Source organism: Micromonospora sp. DT63, assembly GCF_049841615.1.
GTDB lineage: Bacteria > Actinomycetota > Actinomycetes > Mycobacteriales > Micromonosporaceae > Micromonospora.
This window is the reverse complement of the sequence record NZ_JBNCKQ010000005.1, coordinates 54,210-72,278: the sequence shown is the minus strand read 5'-3', so window position 1 is coordinate 72,278 and position 18,069 is coordinate 54,210. Positions and strand designations below refer to the sequence as shown.

The following is an 18,069-nucleotide window of genomic DNA, read 5'->3' as shown; positions in this document are numbered from 1 at the left end:
GATCCGGTCCGCGGGGCGCGGTTGGAGCAACAGGTGCCGCCGCCTCAGTGGACGGTGCACAGCGCCGCGTCGACGCTGCCGTTCACGTCGGCGAGCATCTGCTCACCGGTCGGCAGACCGGTCACGGCGACGACGGCGCCGCGGCCGTCCTCGGTGACGAGGTTGCGGGTCTCGAAGCCCTGGATGTCACCGCCGTGGCCCCAGGCGTCGCCGCCGCAGGGCAGCTCGTGCCGGGCGATGCCCAACCCGTACTCGTACTCGCCGGACGGCTCGAAGCCGGGCGCGGGCACTGTCGTCATCATGGCCGCCTGCTGCGCGGGCTTGAGCAGCCGGCCACCGACGAGCGCCTCGAAGAAGGTCCGCAGCTCGTCCGGGGTCGAGACCAGTTGGCCGGCGGCCCAGCCCAGGGACGGGTCCATGTCGGTGACGTCCACCCACGCAGCGCCCGGGGCCACCGCGACGTAGCCGTGGGGGTGCGTGCCCCGAAGGCGCTGCTCCCCCACGCCCGGCCAGTACGTGTCGCGCAGACCGAGCGGCCTGATGACACGGTCGGTGATCTCCTCGCCGATGGGACGTTCGGTGACCTGCTCGACGATGAGCCCCGCGAGGACGTAGTTGGTGTTGCTGTACTCCCACTTCACCCCGGGCGCGAAGTGCGGGGCGTTCGTGAGCGCGGCGTCCACCAGCCGGCGCGGCTGGTAGTACGAGTGACTCTTGTCGATCAGGTCCTGCGGCTGCGTGAACAGCACGTCGTCGTAGTCGGGCAGGCCGCTCGTCTGCTGCAGCAGCTGGCGTACGGTGATCGCTCCGCCGTCGTTGCCGTTGCCCCGTACGACGCCGGGCAGGTAGTGCTCGACAGTGGCGTCGAGGTCGATGCGGCCCTCCCCCACCAGTTGCAGGACGACCACGGCGGTGAAGGTCTTGGTGTTGCTGCCGATGCGGACCTGGCCGTCGCGGGGAACCGGAGCGTGCGAGCGGAGGTCGCGCACGCCGGCGGTGTAGTCGTGGACGCGTCCGTCGGCTCCCCGCACCGAGGCGAGCACGCCGGGAAAGCCGTCCTCGCTGACCAGCTGGTCCAGGTGCCGCTGCACGGCGTCGCGTGGGCCGGCGGGCCGACCGGATTCGGCCGCGGCGAACGCCGGAGGGCCGGTCAGGACGGCGACGGCGGCCAGCGTCCCGGCGGCCGCCCGCAGGGTCCGGCGGCGGCGGGCGGACGTGCGCTCTTGCAGGGGCATGACGGGCTCCTCGGTATCGGACTCGCTTGACCCCATCAATGGTTCAAGGATTCCGATTCCGGGACGATCCCTCCTGCTGCCCTCCTGCGGTACAGCCTGCGCTACCCCGTAGCGGAGCGGGAGGCGGTCAGGCCGACGCGGAACGTTCCAGATCGTGTCGACTGAGGGCGGCGCGCAACCCCAGCCCCTCGGCGGCGAGGTTCTGCCGTCCGCCCTGCTCACGGTCGATCGCGCACACCACGGTGTCGATCACCGCGCCGCTGGCGCGCAGTTGCCGGCACGACGCCAGTAGCGCCCCGCCCGTCGTGACGACGTCCTCGATCACCACGACGCGCCTGCCGTCCACGGGGCCACCCTCGGCCGCCTTGCGGGTGCCGTACTCCTTGGCCTGCTTGCGAACGAAGACCGTCGGCAGCCCGGTCATCTGTGACATGACCGTGGCGATCGGTATGCCACCCATCTCCATCCCGGCCAGTACGTCGCACCCGGGCAGCAGGGCGACCATCGCCTCGGCCACGTCGCGCAACAGAGCGGGCTGCCCCTCGAACAGATACTTGTCGAAGTACTCGGGGCTCACCTGACCGGATCGCAGCCGGAACGATCCGGTCAGGTGACAGGCTTCGTACACGCGACGCGCGAGTAGGGACGGCACACCCGTCAGCCTCGCATCCCGGCTGGCGCGGTCATTGGCCAGGCTCACCCGCTAGCCGGCGTCGGGGCCCTGAATCCTGGCCAGCGCGGCGGCGAACTCGGCGTCGGTGAGCGCGCCCCGCTGGTGCTGCCGGGTCAGCGCGTGGACGTCCCGTCGCTGCTCAGCCGTCGGGCCGCCATGGTTGGTCACGGACCGGCCAACCCCCGCGGACCGGCGTCCCGTGGCGGCACCGGCGGTGGACTGCCGCGCCGGCCCATCGGCCTGCACGGCATCTCGGGGCTGCGCGTCGCGCTGGTGTGCCCGCAGTGTCGTCAGGATCTCGTCGTAGTGCTCCGGCCAGGTGGCCAGCCGTCCCAGTTCGGGCCGGAACGTGAACGGCCGCAGCAGGTCACCGCGCTGGAGCGCGGTCTGGACCGCGACCCCGTCGGTTCGCTCGATGATGATCGCGGAGCGACCCATGTCCAGTCCCGCGATGGTGGCGATGCCGCTGTGGATGGACGCCACCGATGCCCACGGAACCGTTGTCGTGCGCAGTAGCGTCCGGGACCGGACGCCGGCCGCGCTGACGTAGACCCCGAGCATCGCCTGCCGTACGGCGACGGCGAGACAGATGGCCATCCACGCCCCGAAAAGGATCGCTACCGGGGTCGGCACCGGCATCGGCCACCCGCGCACGTACGCGATCACGAGTAACGAGACGGCACCGGCCACCCCCACCAGCCCCAGCATCGCGAAGCCGGTCGTGGCGTCGAGAGAGTACGGGCGTTGCCACTTACCCATGCCGTCATGGTGACCGGTGGCGTCCACCCGCCGGATGTCCTGGACCGCGCGTGCGGGTGCTCAGTACCGGACGCCGTTGCCGAGGAAGGGCGACGGCGGGCTGGGCTGGCCGTCGACAGTCGCGCCGGCGAAGGCGAGCCGCGGCGCGAGGTACCGGTTGTTGTCGGCCGGGAAGTTGAGTGCCGGTGCCGACACCTCGTCGAGCCGTGCCGTCTGCTCCGGCGACAACCGCACGTCCACGGCGGCCAGGTTCGCCTTCAGTTGGTCGAGACGCCGCGCCCCGATCAGGACCGACGACACACCCGGTCGGGCGCCGACCCAGGCCAGCGCCACCGCCGCCGGTGTCACGCCGGCGTCGGCCGCGACCTCGTGCAACACGTCGATCACCTGCCAGTCGCGCTCGCTCGGGCCGCCCACCAGTGCGGCGCGGGTCGTGTCGATGTCGCTGGCGCCGCGCACGTACTTGCCGGAGAGCCAACCGCTCTTGAGCGGACTCCACGGCAGGACGCCGAGACCGTGCTCGCCCGCCATCGGGATGAGCTCCCCCTCGACAGTCCGTTCGAGCAACGAGTACTCCAACTGCATCCCGATCGCCGGCGTCCAGCCCCGGAAGTGCGCGACGACCTGCGCCTCGGCGGCCTTCCACGCGGGCAGGTCGGACAGGCCCACGTAGCGGATCTTGCCGGCCGTGACGAGGTCGTCGAGGGCGCGCAGCGTCTCCTCGACCGGTACGCCACGGTCCCAGTTGTGCAGCCAGTAGATGTCCAGGTGGTCGGTGCGCAGCCGGCGCAGCGACTCCTCGGCCTGGGCGACCACCGCCTTGCGCCCGGCGCCACCCCCGTTGGGGTCGCCCGGGAAGAGGTTGCCGAAGAACTTCGAGCCGAGAATGATCCGGTCACGCAGGCCGGGCCGGGCGGCCAGGTAGTCACCGATGATCTTCTCGGAGTGACCGTTGGTGTAGATGTTTGCGGTGTCGATGGAGTTGCCGCCACGTTCCAGGTACTCGTTGATCATCGCCTCGGACTCGTCGACCGGGGCGCCCCAGCCGTGGTCCTCGCCGAAGGTCATGGCACCCAGCGTGTACGGGCTGATGCGCAGGCCGGAGCGGCCCAGCGTGACAAAGTGATCGAGTGGCATGCGCCCAGTACACACCCGGAAACCGCCGACCCCGTAGGTCGATACTGCCAGCGCATTGCCTGATCCTGCCATTCTCGGCAGGATGGGCCCATGACCGCTCTGCCGGAGATCCGCGACCTGGTGCTGCGCCACGCCGGCCGGCCCACGCCCGGCGGTCTCGTCCTGCACCGCACCGACACGCCCACCGAGCCGATGCCGGCCCAGACCGCGCCACTCTTCGCGCTTGTCGCGCAGGGCGCGAAGTACGCGGTGCTGGGCGACGGTGTCTTCTCGTACGGCGTCGGGCAGTTCATCGTCGCCTCCATGGAGCTGCCGGTGATCAGCCACGTCAGCCAGGCCAGCCGCGCCGAGCCGTACCTGGTGCTGGGCCTCGCGCTGCGGCCGTCGCTGATCGCGGACCTGCTGTTGGACGCGCCCCCGGCCACCGGCGAGCCGGCGGCGGGCATCGCGGTCAGCACCGCCGACGACGACCTGCTCGACGCGGTGGTGCGGCTGCTGCGGCTGCTCGACCGCCCCGACGACCAGCGCGTGCTCTGGGCGGGTGTGGAGCGCGAACTCGTCTGGCGGTTGCTGACCAGCGAACAGGGCGGGACGGTCCGCCAGATCGGGGTGGGCGACGGCAACGTCGTCCAGATCGAGCGGGCGATCCGGTGGATCCGCGAGCACCACGCCGACCTGTTCCGCGTCGAGGACGTGGCGCGCGTGGCCGGGATGAGCGTGACGTCGCTGCACCGCCACTTCCGGGCGATCACGACGATGACGCCGATCCAGTTCCAGAAGTTGGTGCGCCTGCAGGAGGCGCGGGCCCGGCTGCTGGCCGATCCAGGTGACGTGGCGGCCGTCGGGTTCGCGGTCGGCTACGAGAGCGCGTCGCAGTTCAGCCGCGAGTACCGACGACTGTTCGGGCTGCCGCCGGGCCGGGACGCGGCCCGCCTCGCCCGGCTCGACCCGGCGCGGCTGGCAACTGTGTGAGGCCCCGAAATCGGTGGCACGATCCGGCAGCGGGGTGTTTCCTGACACCGGCCTGATCAACACCAGGGTGGGAAGGAACCACGTGATCGTCGTCTCCGCTGCCTCCGGAGCACTCGGCCGGCTCGTCGTCCGGCAACTCCTGACGCGGGTCCCCGCCGATCGGGTCGTCGCGGTGGTACGCCAACCCGCGCGCGCCGCCGAACTGGCCGCGCTCGGCGTTGCCGTGCGGCACGGCGACTACGACGATCCCGCGAGCCTCCGCTCGGCGTTTCGCGACGCGGAGCGGCTGCTGCTGATCTCCTCGCCCGAGCTGGCTCCGGACCGCCGGGTCGGGCACCATCTGGCCGCGCTGGAGGCAGCCACCGCCAACGGCGTACGCGCGATCGCCTACACCAGTTTCCTGGGCGCCGACCGCGACGGCTCGGGAATGAACGCCGCCCACCACGCCACCGAACGGGCGATCATCGAGAGCGGGATCGCGTACGCGATGCTGCGGAACCCGTTCTACAGCGAGGCGTTCCTCAACGCCGGCCTGCGTGCCGCCGCCGCGTCCGGGACGCTCACCAGTGGCACCGGCGGGCGTGGGCTCAACACCGCACTCCGCACGGACCTCGCCGCGGCGGCGGTGCGCGTGCTGACCGACGACGCATACCTGGGTCGTGGCTACGACCTGACCGGCCCCTTGTGGACGTACCCACAGCTCGCCGAGGTCCTGAGCGACGCCACCGGGAAGACCGTCGACTATCACGAGGCCACCGACGAGACGCCGGGGCCGATGGGCTTCCTGATGGGCCTGGCCCGGTCCGGGGCGCTGGAACGGCAGACCGAGGACCTGACCCGGCTGCTCGGCCGCCCACCGGCGACCCTCCGGCAGGCCGTGGCCGGCGCGTTGAGCGAGACCTGAGCCGCAAACCCTACCGCGCCGTGACGCGCCGATCCCGCTCCGCCTCCACCGACCGGTCGACGCGGAGCGGACTCATCGACAGCTAGAACCCACCCCACGGGCGGGCCGAACACTTCCAGGTCTTCCCGTCGTTGTGCGAGACGCAGACCACGAGGACCTTCCCGACGAGTGGCAGCCCGACAGTGAAGATGTGGATCCTCGTCTTCACATAGGGGACGCCCGACTTCTCGGCGACGTCGCCGAGCGCCCACCCGGTGTCCGGCCCCGACACGCTCGCCACCCGGCGCAGCGAGTCGACGTCCCTCCCGGCGAGCAGCGTCTCGACCTCCTGCGTCGACGGTTCGCCGTCGCCGGTCAACGTGTCGACGGTGTACGGGCCCTCGGCGGCGACGCCGTTGGCCTTCTCGAAGGCAGCCTTCATCCCGCCCACAGTGGTGTCGCCGCCGAGGTCGAGGGTGAGCGTCTGGTCGCCGCGACGCGACAGGACGCACTCCCAGAAGGACTTGCCCGAGGCCATGCACATGGTCAGGCACCACTCCCGGCCCTCCGGCGTGGACGAGGCGAAGAGCAGGGAGGACGTCGCGGTCCCACTGTCACCCCTGCCGTCGTACACGCCGTCCGCGAGGTCGGCCATGGTCGTGTCAAGGACGTCCCGGCCGCCGGACATCACCCCCAGGACCGTGACGCCGTCGACCTCTCTGCCGGCGACGAGCGCTTCGAGTTGGTCGGCGGTGAGGGTCCGGCCTCCGGTGTCGACGGCCAGCACCGTGTCCAGGTCGCCGACGGGTTGGCCGGTCATCTCCTCGAACCGTTGAAACATGATTCCCGGAGCGCCGGGCTGGTCGGTGACCGTCTGCCGGGCCGCGTCGTCGGCGGCGTGCGAGGGAGCGTACGAGGCCACCAGCGCGACGACCAGTGCCGCGGTGACGATGGTGACGCGCCTGATGACGTCCCGCAGAGCTGTCGGGGTCGTACGGGCTACCAGCGACATGTGACCACCACGCCCAGGCCGCTGGGAGAGGGCCCCCAGTCACAGTGCTCGCCGATCCACTCACCGATGTCGCTGATCGTGTCCGCGACCCACGCGAGCGCCGACCTGATCGCGCCCAGGATGCTGAAGTAGACGACTGTGGACTCGGGGGTGCCGCCGGCCTCGTCGATGATGTCCTTCGTCGACGCGGCGGGATCCGGCTTGTCGATGGTCTTCAGCACGCGTACGCCTGTGGTGTCCTTGCCGGCCAGCAGCGCCTCGACCTGCTCCGGGGTGCGTTCCTTGCCGTCGTCGACCGCCACGATCGCGCGGTCGATCAGCACCTCGCCGCTGCCGGTGACGGCCTGGGCGATGGCGGTGATCTCGCGCAGTGTGAGGTCGTTGCCGAGCGCGGGACCGGTGAACCGTCGGACCGAGACGGTGCCGGACGGGTCGATCCAGAGCTCGTCGGCCACGATCATGTCGTCCGCCTCGTACGGGGCCCAGGCGAACGTCCACTGCCCGGCGACGCAGCGGAACTGACCGTGCTCCCGGCCCTCGGGTTCGGTCTCGGTGCGGACGATCCCGCCGCGGTCGTCGAGGTACTGGACCAGACAGTCGGTGCCTCTGGTCGGCGGCTTGTCGGTCCGGGCCACGGCTGGGGAGGCCGTGGCCAGCGCCATCGCGCCGACCACCCCCACCACCGCGAGGTTACGTGCCGAGCGACTCATCGGATGCTCCATTCCTGGCGAGGGAAACTGGTGCCCGAAGAGTGCCGGGCCGGGCTGAAACGGCCCGGAAACGGCGCTGAAAGCGCGGGGCGTCAGGACAGCCGGGTGCCGTCGAGCTGTTCGAGGTCGGCACGCAGCGACTCGGCGTCGGCGTCGCCGAGGTCGTCGAGGATGCTCAGGGCGCGGCGCCACGCGGCACGGGCGGCGCCCAGGTCGGCGAGCGCCCGGTGGCTGCCGCCCAGATTGACGTACGTGCTCGCTACCGCGTACCGGTCGTGGACCTGCGCGAAGAGTTCGAGTGCGTGCTCGTAGCAGGCGACCGCCCGCCGGTCGTCGCCGAGCTGGTGATGGGCGTGGCCGAGGCTGTCCCACGTGTCGGCCTGTCCCTGCACGTCGTCCACCTCCTGCAACACCCGCAGCGCCTCGCCGCACGACGTGAGGGCCCGGTGGTGGTTGCCGAGCAGCCCTTCCTGCCAACCCACCGCGTTGAGGGTGTACCCCTGCCCGGCCCGGTTCCCGGCCCGCCGGAACAGCGTCAGCGCCCGCCGGGAGTGGCTGAGCGCCTGCTGGTGCCGCCCCTGCCGCTCGGCCAGCTGACCGAGGTTGAGGCAGGTGTGTGCCCGCCCGGCGTCGTCACCGACAGCGGTGAACAGGTCGAGCGCGCGCCGCAGGTGGTCGTCGGCCTCGTCGTACCGCCGGAGCCGGGAGCAGGCGAGGCCGAGGCTGCGGTGGGCGTGGCCCTGCCCGGCCCGGTCGCCGATGCGGGACGCGGCGGCGAGCGCGATCCGCTGCGTACCGAGCCAGTCCTGCCAGTGCCCCTGCCGGTGCAGGAAGCCGGCCATGGCCCAGGCGAGCCGCCACGCGTGCCCCTCGAAGCCGGACCGCGCCGCGAGCGGGACGGCGGCGAGCAGGACGGGGACCTCGGCGGTGAACCACGCCGTGGCCGCCGACCTGCTCCTGGGGTTCTCCGGCGTCACGTCGGGCCGGGGCGGCGGGAGACTGATCTCGCTGAAGTGCGGGTGCAGTGCGAGGTCCGCGGCGTGTGCCGCGCGCAGGCAGTGGTCCAGCAACCGGTGCACGGCGTCGCGCCGGTGGGCTGGTGACTCCGCGTCGTCGGCGAGGCTGGCCGCGTACGCGCGCAGCAGGTCGTGGAACGCGTACCGCCCGTAGGTGTGCTCGGTGAGGAGGTTCGCCCTGGTCAGTTCGGTGAGCAGCGGACCTGTCGCCGCCGGGGCGACGCCGGCGAGGCTGGCCACGGCCGGGGCGCAGATGTCCGGGCCGGGATGCAGGCTCAGCAGCCGGAACAGCCGGACCGCTTGCGGGCTGAGCGTTCGGCACGACCAGGAGAACACCGCCCGGACGTCGGTGGCCTCGTCGCCGCCGTGAAAAGCGTTCAGGTCGCCCAGCTCACCGGCCACGGCGGCCAGGGAGAGACGCCTGTTGGTGGCGGCTCGGGCCGCGACGATGGCCAGCGCGAGGGGCAGCCCCGCGCAACGGTGGGCGATGTCGTCGGCAGCGGCGGGTTCGGCGGCGACCTGGTGCGCTCCGAGCCGGCGGACCAGCAGGTGGCGGGCTTCGTCGGGGCTCAGCAGGTCCAGGATCACCGGCTGGGCGCTCTCGGTGACGACCAGCGGGGTGAGCTGGTCGCGGCTGGTGATGACCGCCAGGCAGTCGGGTGAGCCGGGCAGCAGCGGTCGGACCTGTTCCGCGTCGCGCGCGTTGTCCAACACCACCAGCAGGCGCTTGCCGGCCACCGCCGTGCGGTACGCGCTCACCATCAGGTCCTCGTCGCTGGGCATCCGCGCCGCCGGAACGCCGAGCGCCTCCAGGAATCCGTGCAGCGCTCGCGCCGGTTCGGTAGGGGTGGCCGCCGGGTCGAAGCCGCGCAGGTTGACGTAGAGCTGGCCGTCGGGGAAGCGCCCGGCGGCGCGGTGTGCCCAGTGCACGGCGAGCGCGGTCTTGCCGACGCCCGCGGTGCCGGACACCACCACGGCGCCGCCGGAGTCGACGAGCGTGTCCAGGGCGGCGAGTTCCGCGTCGCGCCCGGTGAACGTCGGTACGGCGGGAGGCAACTGCGCCGCCACCGCCACCGGCCGAGCCGTCGCCGTCGGGGCGGGCGCGGCGATCGCGGTGTCCTGGCGCAGGATGGCGCGTTCCAGATCCCGTAGCCGCGGACTGGGGTCGATGCCGAGGTTGTCCCGCAGGGCGGCGCGCAACCGCCGGTACGTGGTGACCGCCTCGCCCTGCCGGCCGTCCCGGTACAGGGCGAGCATCAGCTGTGCGTGCAGGTGCTCGTCGAAGGGATGCTGCCGGACGAGGCGTTCCAACCCGGGGACGAGCCGGGCGTGTTCGCCGACCGACAGCCGGGCCTCGGCGAGCGCGCGTTCGGCCTCCAACCGCAGGCGTGCCAGGTGCTCGGCCTGCTCCTCGAGCCAGGCGGACCCGGCCACGTCGGCCAGCGGCGGGCCGCGCCACAGCGCCACCGCCTCCGTCAGGTGGGTCACCTGCTCGGCCCGGTCCGTCGCGCGGCGGGCCAGTTCCAGGAGGTGCTCGGCGACCTGGACGTCCGTGGACTCCGGCCCGGTGTTGAGCACGTAACCGGGCCGACGTGCCACTATCGATCCGGGCTCGCCGAGCACCCCACGCAGGTAGGAGACGTGGCGCTGGAGCGTGTTCTCCGCGGTGGCCGGCATCCGCTCGCCCCAGACCACGTCGATGAGCCGGTCGACGCTCACGACCCGGCCCGCGTGCAGCGCCAACGTCGCCAGTACCGCCTTGCGGCGCAACCCGTTCACCGCCTGCGGGCCGTCGGCGGCAACCACCTCCACCGGGCCGAGCAGCCGGACGCGTACGCCCGCGCCAGCCATCGACATCACCGAATCAGGCTAAATCCGCAGGCCGCAGGCTCGATCCGTTCGTCGCGCAATGGACACGACGCCTGACCGCCCGGTGTACGGGCCGACGCGGGTGTCGCCCGGCGTGCCGTCCTAGCTGGTCGCGCGGGTCCTCGATCAGCCTCGTCGGGACGTCAGCCGCGACGGGCGGCCTCGCGGATCATCGCGTCCGTCTCGGGATCGGGCATGAGCTCCCGGACGTCCTGCGCACACCGGCACGAGGCGGCGATCCTGGCAGCCCACGCCAGCGCGTCCTCGCGGGTGGGCACGTCGACGACCGAGAACCCGCCGACGACCTCCCTGGTCTCCGGGTACGGACCGTCGGTGACCGTTCCGTCCGTGGCCACGATGCTGGCCTGCTGCCTCTCCAGTCCGCCGCCGAACACCCACACGCCCGCGTTCACTGCCTCCTCGACCACCGCGTGCGAGGCCTTGCCGACGTCGGGCCAGTCCTCGGCGGGGATGTGGTCCATCGCGCCCTCGTTGAACGAAATCAGGTACCGCGGCATGACACGACTCCCTCGTCCCGGCGGTCTCCTCCGACCGCCTCCTGTCTGTACTACGAACGGCTCGGCACGGATTCGACGCTACGCCGGGCCGCCGGATCGAACGGCCCCACCGGGATGCTCGCGGCCGGCACTGTCACGACGCGTGGTTACTGTGTCGGAGATCGAAGCATCGAGAGGGGCGGCACAGGCGATGACGACGCCCAGGCCGGGACGACGGGTACGAGGATCGAGCACCGGTCGCCCACTGATGGCCGCCCTCGACCTGTTCGGGCGGCGCTGGAACCTGCGGATCGTCTGGGAGTTGCGCCATGGGCCGGTCGGGTTCCGTGCGCTGCGGGAGCGCTGCGACGACATGTCCTCCAGCGTTCTGCGGCAACGGCTCACCGAACTGCTCGACGCCCGTCTCGTCGCGCAGCAACCGGACACGACCTACGCCCTCACCGAGCTCGGCCACGACGCCTGTCAGGCCCTGCGCCCACTCGTCCGCTGGTCCGACCAGTGGGCCTCCGCCATGACCGAGGACGGCGCGCTCTAGCACAGCGCAACCCTGGCGCTTCTAAAATCGAATCGCTATGGTGCGGTGGCACCCGTAGTCGCGGGAGGTGACCATGGCTCGCATAGCTCCGCTCGACGCGCCGTTCACGGCCGACGTGGCAGCACAGCTCGCCACCATGATGCCGACCGGCGTGCCACCGATCGCTCTGTTCCGCACGTACGCCAAGAACCTGCCGATGACCGTTGCGATGAGTCAGTGGGGCCGATACGAACTCGGTCGGCACCTGTCCCTGACGCTTCGCGAACGGGAGATCGTCATCCTTCGCACCTGCGCGCGCTGCCGCTGCGAGTACGAGTGGGGCGTCCACCTGATGGTCTTCGCCCACCGCGCCGGGCTCACCCGCCCCGAGATCGCCTCGCTCACCGACGGTGTGCCGGACGACGCGTGCTGGACCACCGGTCGCGAACGGGCGCTCATCCAGGTGGTGGACGCCCTGCACGACTCGTCGGACATCGACGACAGCCTGTGGCAGTCCGCCCGCGAGGTGCTGGACGAGCCGCAGGTGCTCGACCTGCTGCTGCTCTGCGGCTGGTACCACGCGATCTGCTTCGCCGCCCGCGCCGCCCGGGTCGACCTCGAGCCGGGTGCCCCTCGCTTCACCGACGTCAGGGCCTGATGCCCGGCCCTCCGGTGATCATGGTGGACGCCTGCACCCGCGACGGGCGCGGCGGCAGCCCCACCGCGGTCGTGCTCGACGTTGCCAGCCGCACCGACGAGGAACGGCGCGCTGTCGCATCGACGGTCGGCGCGTCCCACACCGCGTTCGTCGACAGCAGCGGCGTGGGCCCGCCCCGCGTACGGTTCTTCACGGGCGAGGGAGAAGTCCGCAACTGCGGCCACGGCACCATCGCCGCGCAGGCCGTCCTGCTGCACCGCGCCGGCGCCACCGAGCACCGCGGCCACCAGAACACCGGCGGCCGCACCGTCGCCGTGACCGCCACCCGCCGCCGTGACGGCATCGAAGTCTGGTTCGAGCAGGGCGTCATCGCGCTGTCGGGCCGCGCCGAACCGGCCGACAGCGCCGTCATCGCGGCCCTCGGTCTGACGCCTGGCGACATCGTCGCCGACGACCTGCGGGTCGCCTCGCCGGGCACGCCCCGGCTCCTCGTCCGGGTCCGGGAACGCCGGACGCTGTCAGCGCTGCGGCCCGACGTCGCCCGGCTGGCAGCCGAGTGTCGCCGGCTCGGCTATCTCGGCTGCTTCGCCTACGTGCTCGCGCCGACCGCGGGACCAGCCACCGCCCGCATGTTCGCCCCCGCGATCGGTGTGGACGAGGACATCGTCAACGCCAACAGCGTCGGCTGCCTCGCCGCCCACCTGCTCGACACGTCCCGCGACAGCGGCATCGCCGTTCACCAGGGTGACACGCTCGGTCGTCCGTCAGCCGTCCTCGCCACGGCGACACGGACCCCGGACGGCATCGTCGCCAGAATCGGCGGCCTGGTTCACCACCCGAGGGCACAGCCGACCGCCTCGCGGACCACCTGAGTCGCCACCGTCCCCTGTCGACACGGCAAAAAGACGCATGACGAGCGGACGGTGTCCGCCCTGGACGGCCGCCGGTGACGCCATCACCGCACCCGTGGGCGGACGACAGGAAGTGATTCCGTCTCCTAAAATCGCGGTGAGGCATGGCTGAGCGCGGATCCGGGGGTTGAGATGGCGTCGACGGACCCGTACGGGATCGACAAGGTGCTCGCCGACACGATGCGTGCGCTGTCCGCGCAGCAGTCGGGCGGGGCGCAGGAGGCCGACGTGCCCCAGCCTGAGGGGCGCGGTGAGGCGGCGGACGGGATGGTCCGGGTCTCCGCCGCGCCGCCGGGCCGGCTGACCACGTTGGAGGTTGACCCACGCCTGCGGCGACTCGACCTCACGACCCTGACCGAGCACATCATGACCGCCGTCAACGACGCCCTGGCAGATCTGCAGCAGGCGACGACGGCCACCGCCGGGCCGGTCGATCTGAGCGACCTCGGGCGGCAGCTGACCGAGATCCAGCAGGATGCCGCCAGGCAGTTCACCACGTTCCTCGACGGGCTCGCCGACGCGCAGGACCGGCTGGGCCGTCGAGGCGGGTGACGACGCCGTGCAGATCGACCCGGAGAGCCTCGCGGCCGCCGGCACCACCATGCGGTCGCTGGCGGACGGCTTCGCCGACAGGCTGACCGCCTTCCAGGCCCGACTGGCGTCGATAGGTCCCGCGTTCGGCGACGACGAGACCGGGTCACTGCTCGGTGTGGCGTACGGCGAGGCAGCGTCCTTCGTCTTCGAGTCACTGGTCGAGGCGCTCGACGAGCTCGGTTTCGCTGGCGACGACCTCACGGCGATGGCTCGCTCCCACGAAGCGAACGAGGCCGACAACGGCGACCTCTTTCGCGTACTCCTCAGACGGATGGATGGCTGACGCGTGGGTCTGCAGATTCCGGGCGAGCTGCGCAGCCTGCTCGACATCCTGGGCTACACCTGGCCGGCTTCGGACGAACAGAAGCTCTTCGAGCTCGGCCAGGCGTGGTGCGAATTCAGCAATGAGGTGGCCGAGTTCGTCCAGCAGGCGGAGACGGCCGCCAGGAACGCGCTGACCGGCAACGAGGGTGTCGACATCGAGGCATTCCGGGCCTGGTGGGGCCAACAGGAGAGCCCGATCGACAGCCTGCAGAGCAACGGGACCGGCGCCGTGGTCGGCGGTGCCGGGCTCATGATCTGCGCCGCGATCGTGCTGGCCCTGAAGATCGCGGTCATTGTGCAACTGACCCTGCTGGCGATCCAGATCGCGCAGGCGATCGCCACCGCCGGCCCGACGTTCGGTGCGTCGCTGCTGGAGATTCCGGTGTTCCAGACACTGACGCGCACCATCGTCGGCAATCTGATGCAGGAGGCCCTCTGGCGGTTGGCCGATGGGTAAGAACCGCACCGGCAAGATGGCCGCGAAGTTCGCCCGGGAATGGGTCAGGGACCTGCGCAAGGTCAAGCGTCGACGCCGTGGCGATCCGGGCGCACGCCCCACCAGGAACGCCTCTCCCGCCCGGCAGGCGTCCTACCGCGCCCGCCAGGAGGCCGACCGCCAGCAGCGCAACGGTCGGGTCAATGGCACCGCCGAGGCCGTGACCACTGCGGACGGGCGGCACACCGCCGTGTCGGTGAGCGACGGCCCCGACAAGATCTATCCGCACCACCGCGAGGTGGCCGGCGCGCTCGACCGCGTACCGCAGAACCTTCGCGCGCCGTGGCACGGAAACTGTGCGCTACCGCAGTCGTTGTCGAAGCTGCTGGACCGTGGCGTCGACCCGCGTGGTGGCGCGATCGGCGCCGCGCGGATCCGCGCACCGGGCAACCCCGGCCACGGGGCGCACAACCCGTGCTGCAACAGTTGTAAGGCGTTGCGCAACGAGTTCGACCTGAGGGAGGTGCTGTGATGCGGGGAGACGACCGCGCACTGCCGGACCGTGCGGCCCAGACACTCAGGACGGCAGGTTGGACGCCACGCCGCCGGGTGGACGTCGACGAGTGGGAGTCTGCGCTCGCCCCGGAGGGCTTTGCCATGCACGCTCCCGCTCGCGCCTTCCTGACCGAGTTCGGTGGACTCGTCGTCCCGGTGAGCGGTCCCGGTCGGGACTCCGCCCGCATCGGCGTACGCCTCGACCCGACGCTGTGCCTCGGTCAGAAGGTGTGGTTCGACAGTCTCTCCGGACCCACCGCCGGTCAGCTCTACCCCCTCGGCGAGGAGCACGACGGGCACGCCAGCCTGGCCATGGATGCCGACGGCACGATCCATCTGCTCTTCAACGACCAGATCAAGCGGATCGGCCCCGGCCTGACCGGCCTGGCCCGACTGCTCGAAGGCGAAGAGGCCCCGGCCGGGCAGTGACGGGTGCCGGGCCCTCGGCGCAAGCCCTGGCCTGCGGCTTCGCGGGTCTTGGACCCCCGTTCGTATCCGTACTGGTGGGGCGGGCGGGACTCGAACCCGCGACCGAGGGATTATGAGTCCCCTGCTCTAACCGGCTGAGCTACCGCCCCGACACCGCGCGGATCTTATCCCGCTCGGTGGATCACGGGCCAGCACCGGTGTGGCCCCGCCTCATCCCCGCCGCCGTCGCCACAGCAGCACGATGGGCAACGCGAGGATAACAGTGAGCAGCCAGCCCACCACGATGACGCCCCAGAACCATTCCTCGCCCGGCTCGGTGCCGGCGGCGACCATGACGTACGTCAGCAGCAGGCTCACCGCGCCCACCACCAGGACGGCCACGCCGCTGACCACGATCGCCGCGATCTCCCACCAGGGGCGGTCGGCGGGCGTCGCGGCCGGCTGTTCGGCTGCCGACGGCTGCGGGATGGCGTCCGGCGAGCGGGCCGGCATGGCGATGTGCCGGTCGGCCGGCACCTGGGCGTCGATGACCGGAAGCGCCGCCGGGTGCAGGTTGAACATCGTCGGCTCGACGTGCAGCACGATGGCGTCCGCGCCGATCAGTTGCCGCGCCCCGTCGGGCCAGGCGAGCATCGCGGAGCAGTCGGCGTACCTGACGGTCAGCGGCCCGTCGGTGCCCAGGTAGGTCACCCCGTCCACGCCGATGCGGAGCGCGCCAGCGCCCTGCTTCGCCGCGTACGTGGTGCCGTCGACGGTGTCGCTGGAGTGGGTGGGGGCCGCGACGAAGCCGGCCCAGTCGGCGCGGAGACCGCCCGGCACCATGAGCAGCGCGGACGACGTCACCTCGCCGGCCACCTGGTGCAGGTCGGCGAGGCTGACGGCCTTCAGCTCGGCCCGGTGCTCGTCGATGCTGAGGTTCGGCTCGCCGGTCAACACGTTGAGGGCGTACCCCGGCAGGCGCGCGGCGTCGACCTCGGCGGTGCCGAGCACGTCCTGCCGCTTGGCGACTGTGGCGTCCAGGTCGGCCTGCTCGATCCGCCCGACCCGCAACTTGGCCAGCACGTCGACGAAGCCGCCCAGCACGGCGTCCTGCTTCTCCGCCAGCGCGTCGGCGAGCGCCCGCAGCGTGGCGTACCCGTCGCCGCGCGGCTCGTACCCCGTGGTGGTGGTGTAGGAGAGCCCCGACTCCTGGCGCAGCGACCGGTACAGCTCCCGCTCGAGCACGCCGGAGAAGACGGTCGCAGCGGTGCTGCGCCGCACCACCGAGTCGAGCACGACGGCGCGGGCGCCGCTGACGAAGTACGCCGGGGTCTGCGGCAGCGCCGACGAGACCGCCGGCACCGGCTGCCGGACCCCACTGGGCAGCGCGAGGCGCAGCCCGGCGGGCACCCGGTCGCCGGCGATCCAGAGCACCGCGTTCTCCCGGGTGAACGAGCGGGCCGCCCACTCGCGCAGGTGGTCGGCGGTGAGCGCGCCCAGGCCCCACTCCGGGTAGCTGCTGAGCCCGAAGTCCCGCGCGCCGTGTCGCCACAGTGGGATGTCGTCGATCGCGGCGGCGCCCCGGCTGCTCCACTCGGTGCGCAGGATGTCCTTCTCGACGTCCAGCCGCGCCACCGGCAGGTCGGCCAGGTGCCCGCAGACGGCGGTCAGGAACGCCGCGATGTCCGCCTCGGAGCCCTGGGTGTGGAACATGGTGAACGCCGGGGCGGTCACGCCGTTGACGTGATAGTCGGCCAGGCCGAGCGGTGCGAGCGCGAGGTGCTCGATGAGGTGGGTGATGCCGGCGCGGCTGAGCGTCTCGTCGGCGGTGCCGACCCGGAAGGTCAGCCCGGCGCGCATCGGCCCACCGGTGGGGGCGAGCAGCGTGGGCACCCCGTCCACGTCCAGGTGCTGGATCATGACTGGCCACCCTTCGCGTACGCCTTGGCGCGGTACTTCGTGAAGCCCTCGGCGTCGTCGACGTAGGCCCAGGGGTATTCGGTGCCCAGGTTGCCCAGGGCGGTGAACTGGCTGGCGGCGGCGGGCCACTGCTCGGTGAGGCTGAACATCAGCGCGAACGTCGAGCGGATCCAGACCCAGCCCGGCCGGTCGACGAAGTCCGGGTGCAGCACGGATCGCTGCCCGGCCTGCATCACCTCGTCCACGACGGGCGCGCTGCGCACGTACGCGGTGCGCTCCCGGTCGGTGTCGAAGTCCAGCCAGCGTTCCAGGTGCGCCTCGGCGACCAGCACGGCGTTGGGCGCCCCGGCGGGCGCGGCCTGCGCGCACTCGCGGGCGAACGCGAAGGCCCGGTCCCAGTCGCCGCTCCACTTCGGGCAGAGCTGCTGGAGCAGGGCCGCCTGTGCGGGGGCGTGGTGGGGGTGCTGCTGGGCGAGCCGGTCGTAGCGGCGGCGTGCCTCGTTCTGGCCCAGTTGCAGACCCCGGGCGATGGTGATCCGCTGCGTCCAGGCGGCCGCGTCGTCGGGGTACCTGGCGGTGACGTCGATGAGCACCTGCTCGGCGCGACGCAGGTGTTCGTGGAACTGCTCGAACTGCGACCGGCTGACGTGTTGGGCCCGGTAGGAGCTGCGGATCCGCCAGCCGTCGCAGATGAGGTGCGTGCCGTGCAGGGTGCCCGCCAGCCGGTCGGTGTTGTCGTCGTCGTACACGCGGTGCAGGAACGCCGCGGACGCGGCGTGGTCGCCGGCCTCCCTGACGAGCAGGGTGTGAAAGGCGGGGTCCCGGTCGGCGAACACGGCCCGGACGGCGGGCCAGTCGGCGGCGTCGAGCGCCTTGCGCAGGTCGTTGACCTCGGGGTACGCGGCAGCGGCATCGAAGGTGGGTGCCGGGAGGGGGGCGGGCATGGCGGCGATCATAGGTGATCA

The 18,069-nt window shown here is 71.9% G+C and carries 20 protein-coding genes and 1 tRNA gene; 10 read left to right on the top strand and 11 right to left on the bottom strand.

Features of this window, described 5'->3' with window-relative positions; genetic code table 11:
• Positions 1-44: 44 nt before the first annotated feature.
• From ACLQ27_RS19365 to ACLQ27_RS19350, 4 genes are all read right to left on the bottom strand, one after another.
• Positions 45-1,235, bottom strand: a complete 1,191-nt coding sequence (locus ACLQ27_RS19365) for a serine hydrolase domain-containing protein (protein WP_425867965.1) — start codon at positions 1,233-1,235, stop codon at positions 45-47.
• A 127-nt stretch (positions 1,236-1,362) separates the two neighbouring features.
• Entirely contained in the window at positions 1,363-1,887 is a 525-nt protein-coding gene (pyrE, locus tag ACLQ27_RS19360; protein ID WP_425867963.1) for an orotate phosphoribosyltransferase, read from the bottom strand.
• Positions 1,888-1,938: 51 nt separating this feature from the next.
• Positions 1,939-2,667: a PH domain-containing protein gene (locus ACLQ27_RS19355; protein ID WP_425867962.1), complete on the bottom strand. Its 729-nt coding sequence runs from the start codon at positions 2,665-2,667 to the stop codon at positions 1,939-1,941.
• A 60-nt stretch (positions 2,668-2,727) separates the two neighbouring features.
• On the bottom strand, positions 2,728-3,804 hold the full coding sequence (locus ACLQ27_RS19350) for an aldo/keto reductase (protein ID WP_425867960.1): 1,077 nt from the start codon (positions 3,802-3,804) through the stop codon (positions 2,728-2,730).
• Between the two features lie 90 nt (positions 3,805-3,894).
• Here ACLQ27_RS19350 and ACLQ27_RS19345 point away from each other — a divergent pair, with 90 nt between their 5' ends.
• Positions 3,895-4,776, top strand: coding sequence for an AraC family transcriptional regulator (locus ACLQ27_RS19345; protein WP_425867958.1), 882 nt, complete (start codon positions 3,895-3,897; stop codon positions 4,774-4,776).
• Between the two features lie 82 nt (positions 4,777-4,858).
• Positions 4,859-5,680: an NAD(P)H-binding protein gene (locus tag ACLQ27_RS19340; protein ID WP_425867956.1), complete on the top strand. Its 822-nt coding sequence runs from the start codon at positions 4,859-4,861 to the stop codon at positions 5,678-5,680.
• Between the two features lie 82 nt (positions 5,681-5,762).
• Here the strand turns inward: ACLQ27_RS19340 and ACLQ27_RS19335 are convergent, their stop codons facing one another.
• The 4 genes from ACLQ27_RS19335 to ACLQ27_RS19320 form a co-directional block, all read right to left on the bottom strand.
• Positions 5,763-6,671, bottom strand: a complete 909-nt coding sequence (locus ACLQ27_RS19335; RefSeq protein WP_425867954.1) for a hypothetical protein — start codon at positions 6,669-6,671, stop codon at positions 5,763-5,765.
• Complete coding sequence (locus tag ACLQ27_RS19330) at positions 6,659-7,381, bottom strand: hypothetical protein (RefSeq protein WP_425867952.1); 723 nt, start codon at positions 7,379-7,381, stop codon at positions 6,659-6,661. Before ACLQ27_RS19330 ends, ACLQ27_RS19335 begins: the two co-directional genes overlap by 13 nt.
• A 92-nt stretch (positions 7,382-7,473) precedes the next feature.
• Positions 7,474-10,254 (bottom strand): BTAD domain-containing putative transcriptional regulator, encoded by a 2,781-nt coding sequence (locus ACLQ27_RS19325; protein ID WP_425868316.1) that lies wholly within the window; start codon positions 10,252-10,254, stop codon positions 7,474-7,476.
• A 155-nt stretch (positions 10,255-10,409) separates the two neighbouring features.
• Positions 10,410-10,784, bottom strand: coding sequence for a YciI family protein (locus ACLQ27_RS19320; RefSeq protein WP_357496378.1), 375 nt, complete (start codon positions 10,782-10,784; stop codon positions 10,410-10,412).
• Between the two features lie 190 nt (positions 10,785-10,974).
• On the opposite strand from ACLQ27_RS19320, the gene ACLQ27_RS19315 reads away from it, so the two are divergent.
• The 8 genes from ACLQ27_RS19315 to ACLQ27_RS19280 all read left to right on the top strand — a co-directional run bounded on the left by ACLQ27_RS19315 (position 10,975) and on the right by ACLQ27_RS19280 (position 15,205).
• Positions 10,975-11,319 carry a winged helix-turn-helix transcriptional regulator gene (locus ACLQ27_RS19315; RefSeq protein WP_425867950.1) on the top strand — a complete coding sequence of 115 codons (345 nt, stop codon included), beginning with the start codon at positions 10,975-10,977 and terminating at the stop codon, positions 11,317-11,319.
• A 73-nt stretch (positions 11,320-11,392) separates the two neighbouring features.
• Positions 11,393-11,956, top strand: a complete 564-nt coding sequence (locus ACLQ27_RS19310) for a carboxymuconolactone decarboxylase family protein (RefSeq protein WP_425867948.1) — start codon at positions 11,393-11,395, stop codon at positions 11,954-11,956.
• Positions 11,956-12,828 carry a PhzF family phenazine biosynthesis protein gene (locus ACLQ27_RS19305; RefSeq protein WP_425867946.1) on the top strand — a complete coding sequence of 291 codons (873 nt, stop codon included), beginning with the start codon at positions 11,956-11,958 and terminating at the stop codon, positions 12,826-12,828. The genes ACLQ27_RS19310 and ACLQ27_RS19305 overlap by 1 nt, the downstream gene beginning before the upstream one ends.
• A gap of 171 nt (positions 12,829-12,999) precedes the next feature.
• Positions 13,000-13,419 carry a YbaB/EbfC family nucleoid-associated protein gene (locus ACLQ27_RS19300; protein WP_357575065.1) on the top strand — a complete coding sequence of 140 codons (420 nt, stop codon included), beginning with the start codon at positions 13,000-13,002 and terminating at the stop codon, positions 13,417-13,419.
• A gap of 7 nt (positions 13,420-13,426) precedes the next feature.
• Positions 13,427-13,744, top strand: a complete 318-nt coding sequence (locus ACLQ27_RS19295) for a hypothetical protein (RefSeq protein ID WP_357575064.1) — start codon at positions 13,427-13,429, stop codon at positions 13,742-13,744.
• 3 nt (positions 13,745-13,747) lie between these two features.
• Complete coding sequence (locus tag ACLQ27_RS19290; protein ID WP_357575063.1) at positions 13,748-14,242, top strand: hypothetical protein; 495 nt, start codon at positions 13,748-13,750, stop codon at positions 14,240-14,242.
• Positions 14,235-14,753 (top strand): hypothetical protein, encoded by a 519-nt coding sequence (locus tag ACLQ27_RS19285; protein WP_357575062.1) that lies wholly within the window; start codon positions 14,235-14,237, stop codon positions 14,751-14,753. Before ACLQ27_RS19290 ends, ACLQ27_RS19285 begins: the two co-directional genes overlap by 8 nt.
• Positions 14,753-15,205: an SUKH-3 domain-containing protein gene (locus ACLQ27_RS19280; RefSeq protein ID WP_357575061.1), complete on the top strand. Its 453-nt coding sequence runs from the start codon at positions 14,753-14,755 to the stop codon at positions 15,203-15,205. Before ACLQ27_RS19285 ends, ACLQ27_RS19280 begins: the two co-directional genes overlap by 1 nt.
• A 72-nt stretch (positions 15,206-15,277) precedes the next feature.
• On the opposite strand, the gene ACLQ27_RS19275 is transcribed toward ACLQ27_RS19280, so the two are convergent.
• From ACLQ27_RS19275 to ACLQ27_RS19265, 3 genes are all read right to left on the bottom strand, one after another.
• Positions 15,278-15,354, bottom strand: a tRNA-Ile gene (locus tag ACLQ27_RS19275).
• 61 nt (positions 15,355-15,415) lie between these two features.
• The gene (locus ACLQ27_RS19270) at positions 15,416-17,104 is read right to left on the bottom strand and encodes an insulinase family protein (protein ID WP_425867943.1); all 1,689 of its coding nucleotides are present in this window, start codon (positions 17,102-17,104) and stop codon (positions 15,416-15,418) included.
• Entirely contained in the window at positions 17,101-18,048 is a 948-nt protein-coding gene (locus ACLQ27_RS19265; RefSeq protein WP_425867942.1) for a hypothetical protein, read from the bottom strand. Before ACLQ27_RS19265 ends, ACLQ27_RS19270 begins: the two co-directional genes overlap by 4 nt.
• Positions 18,049-18,069 lie beyond the last annotated feature (21 nt).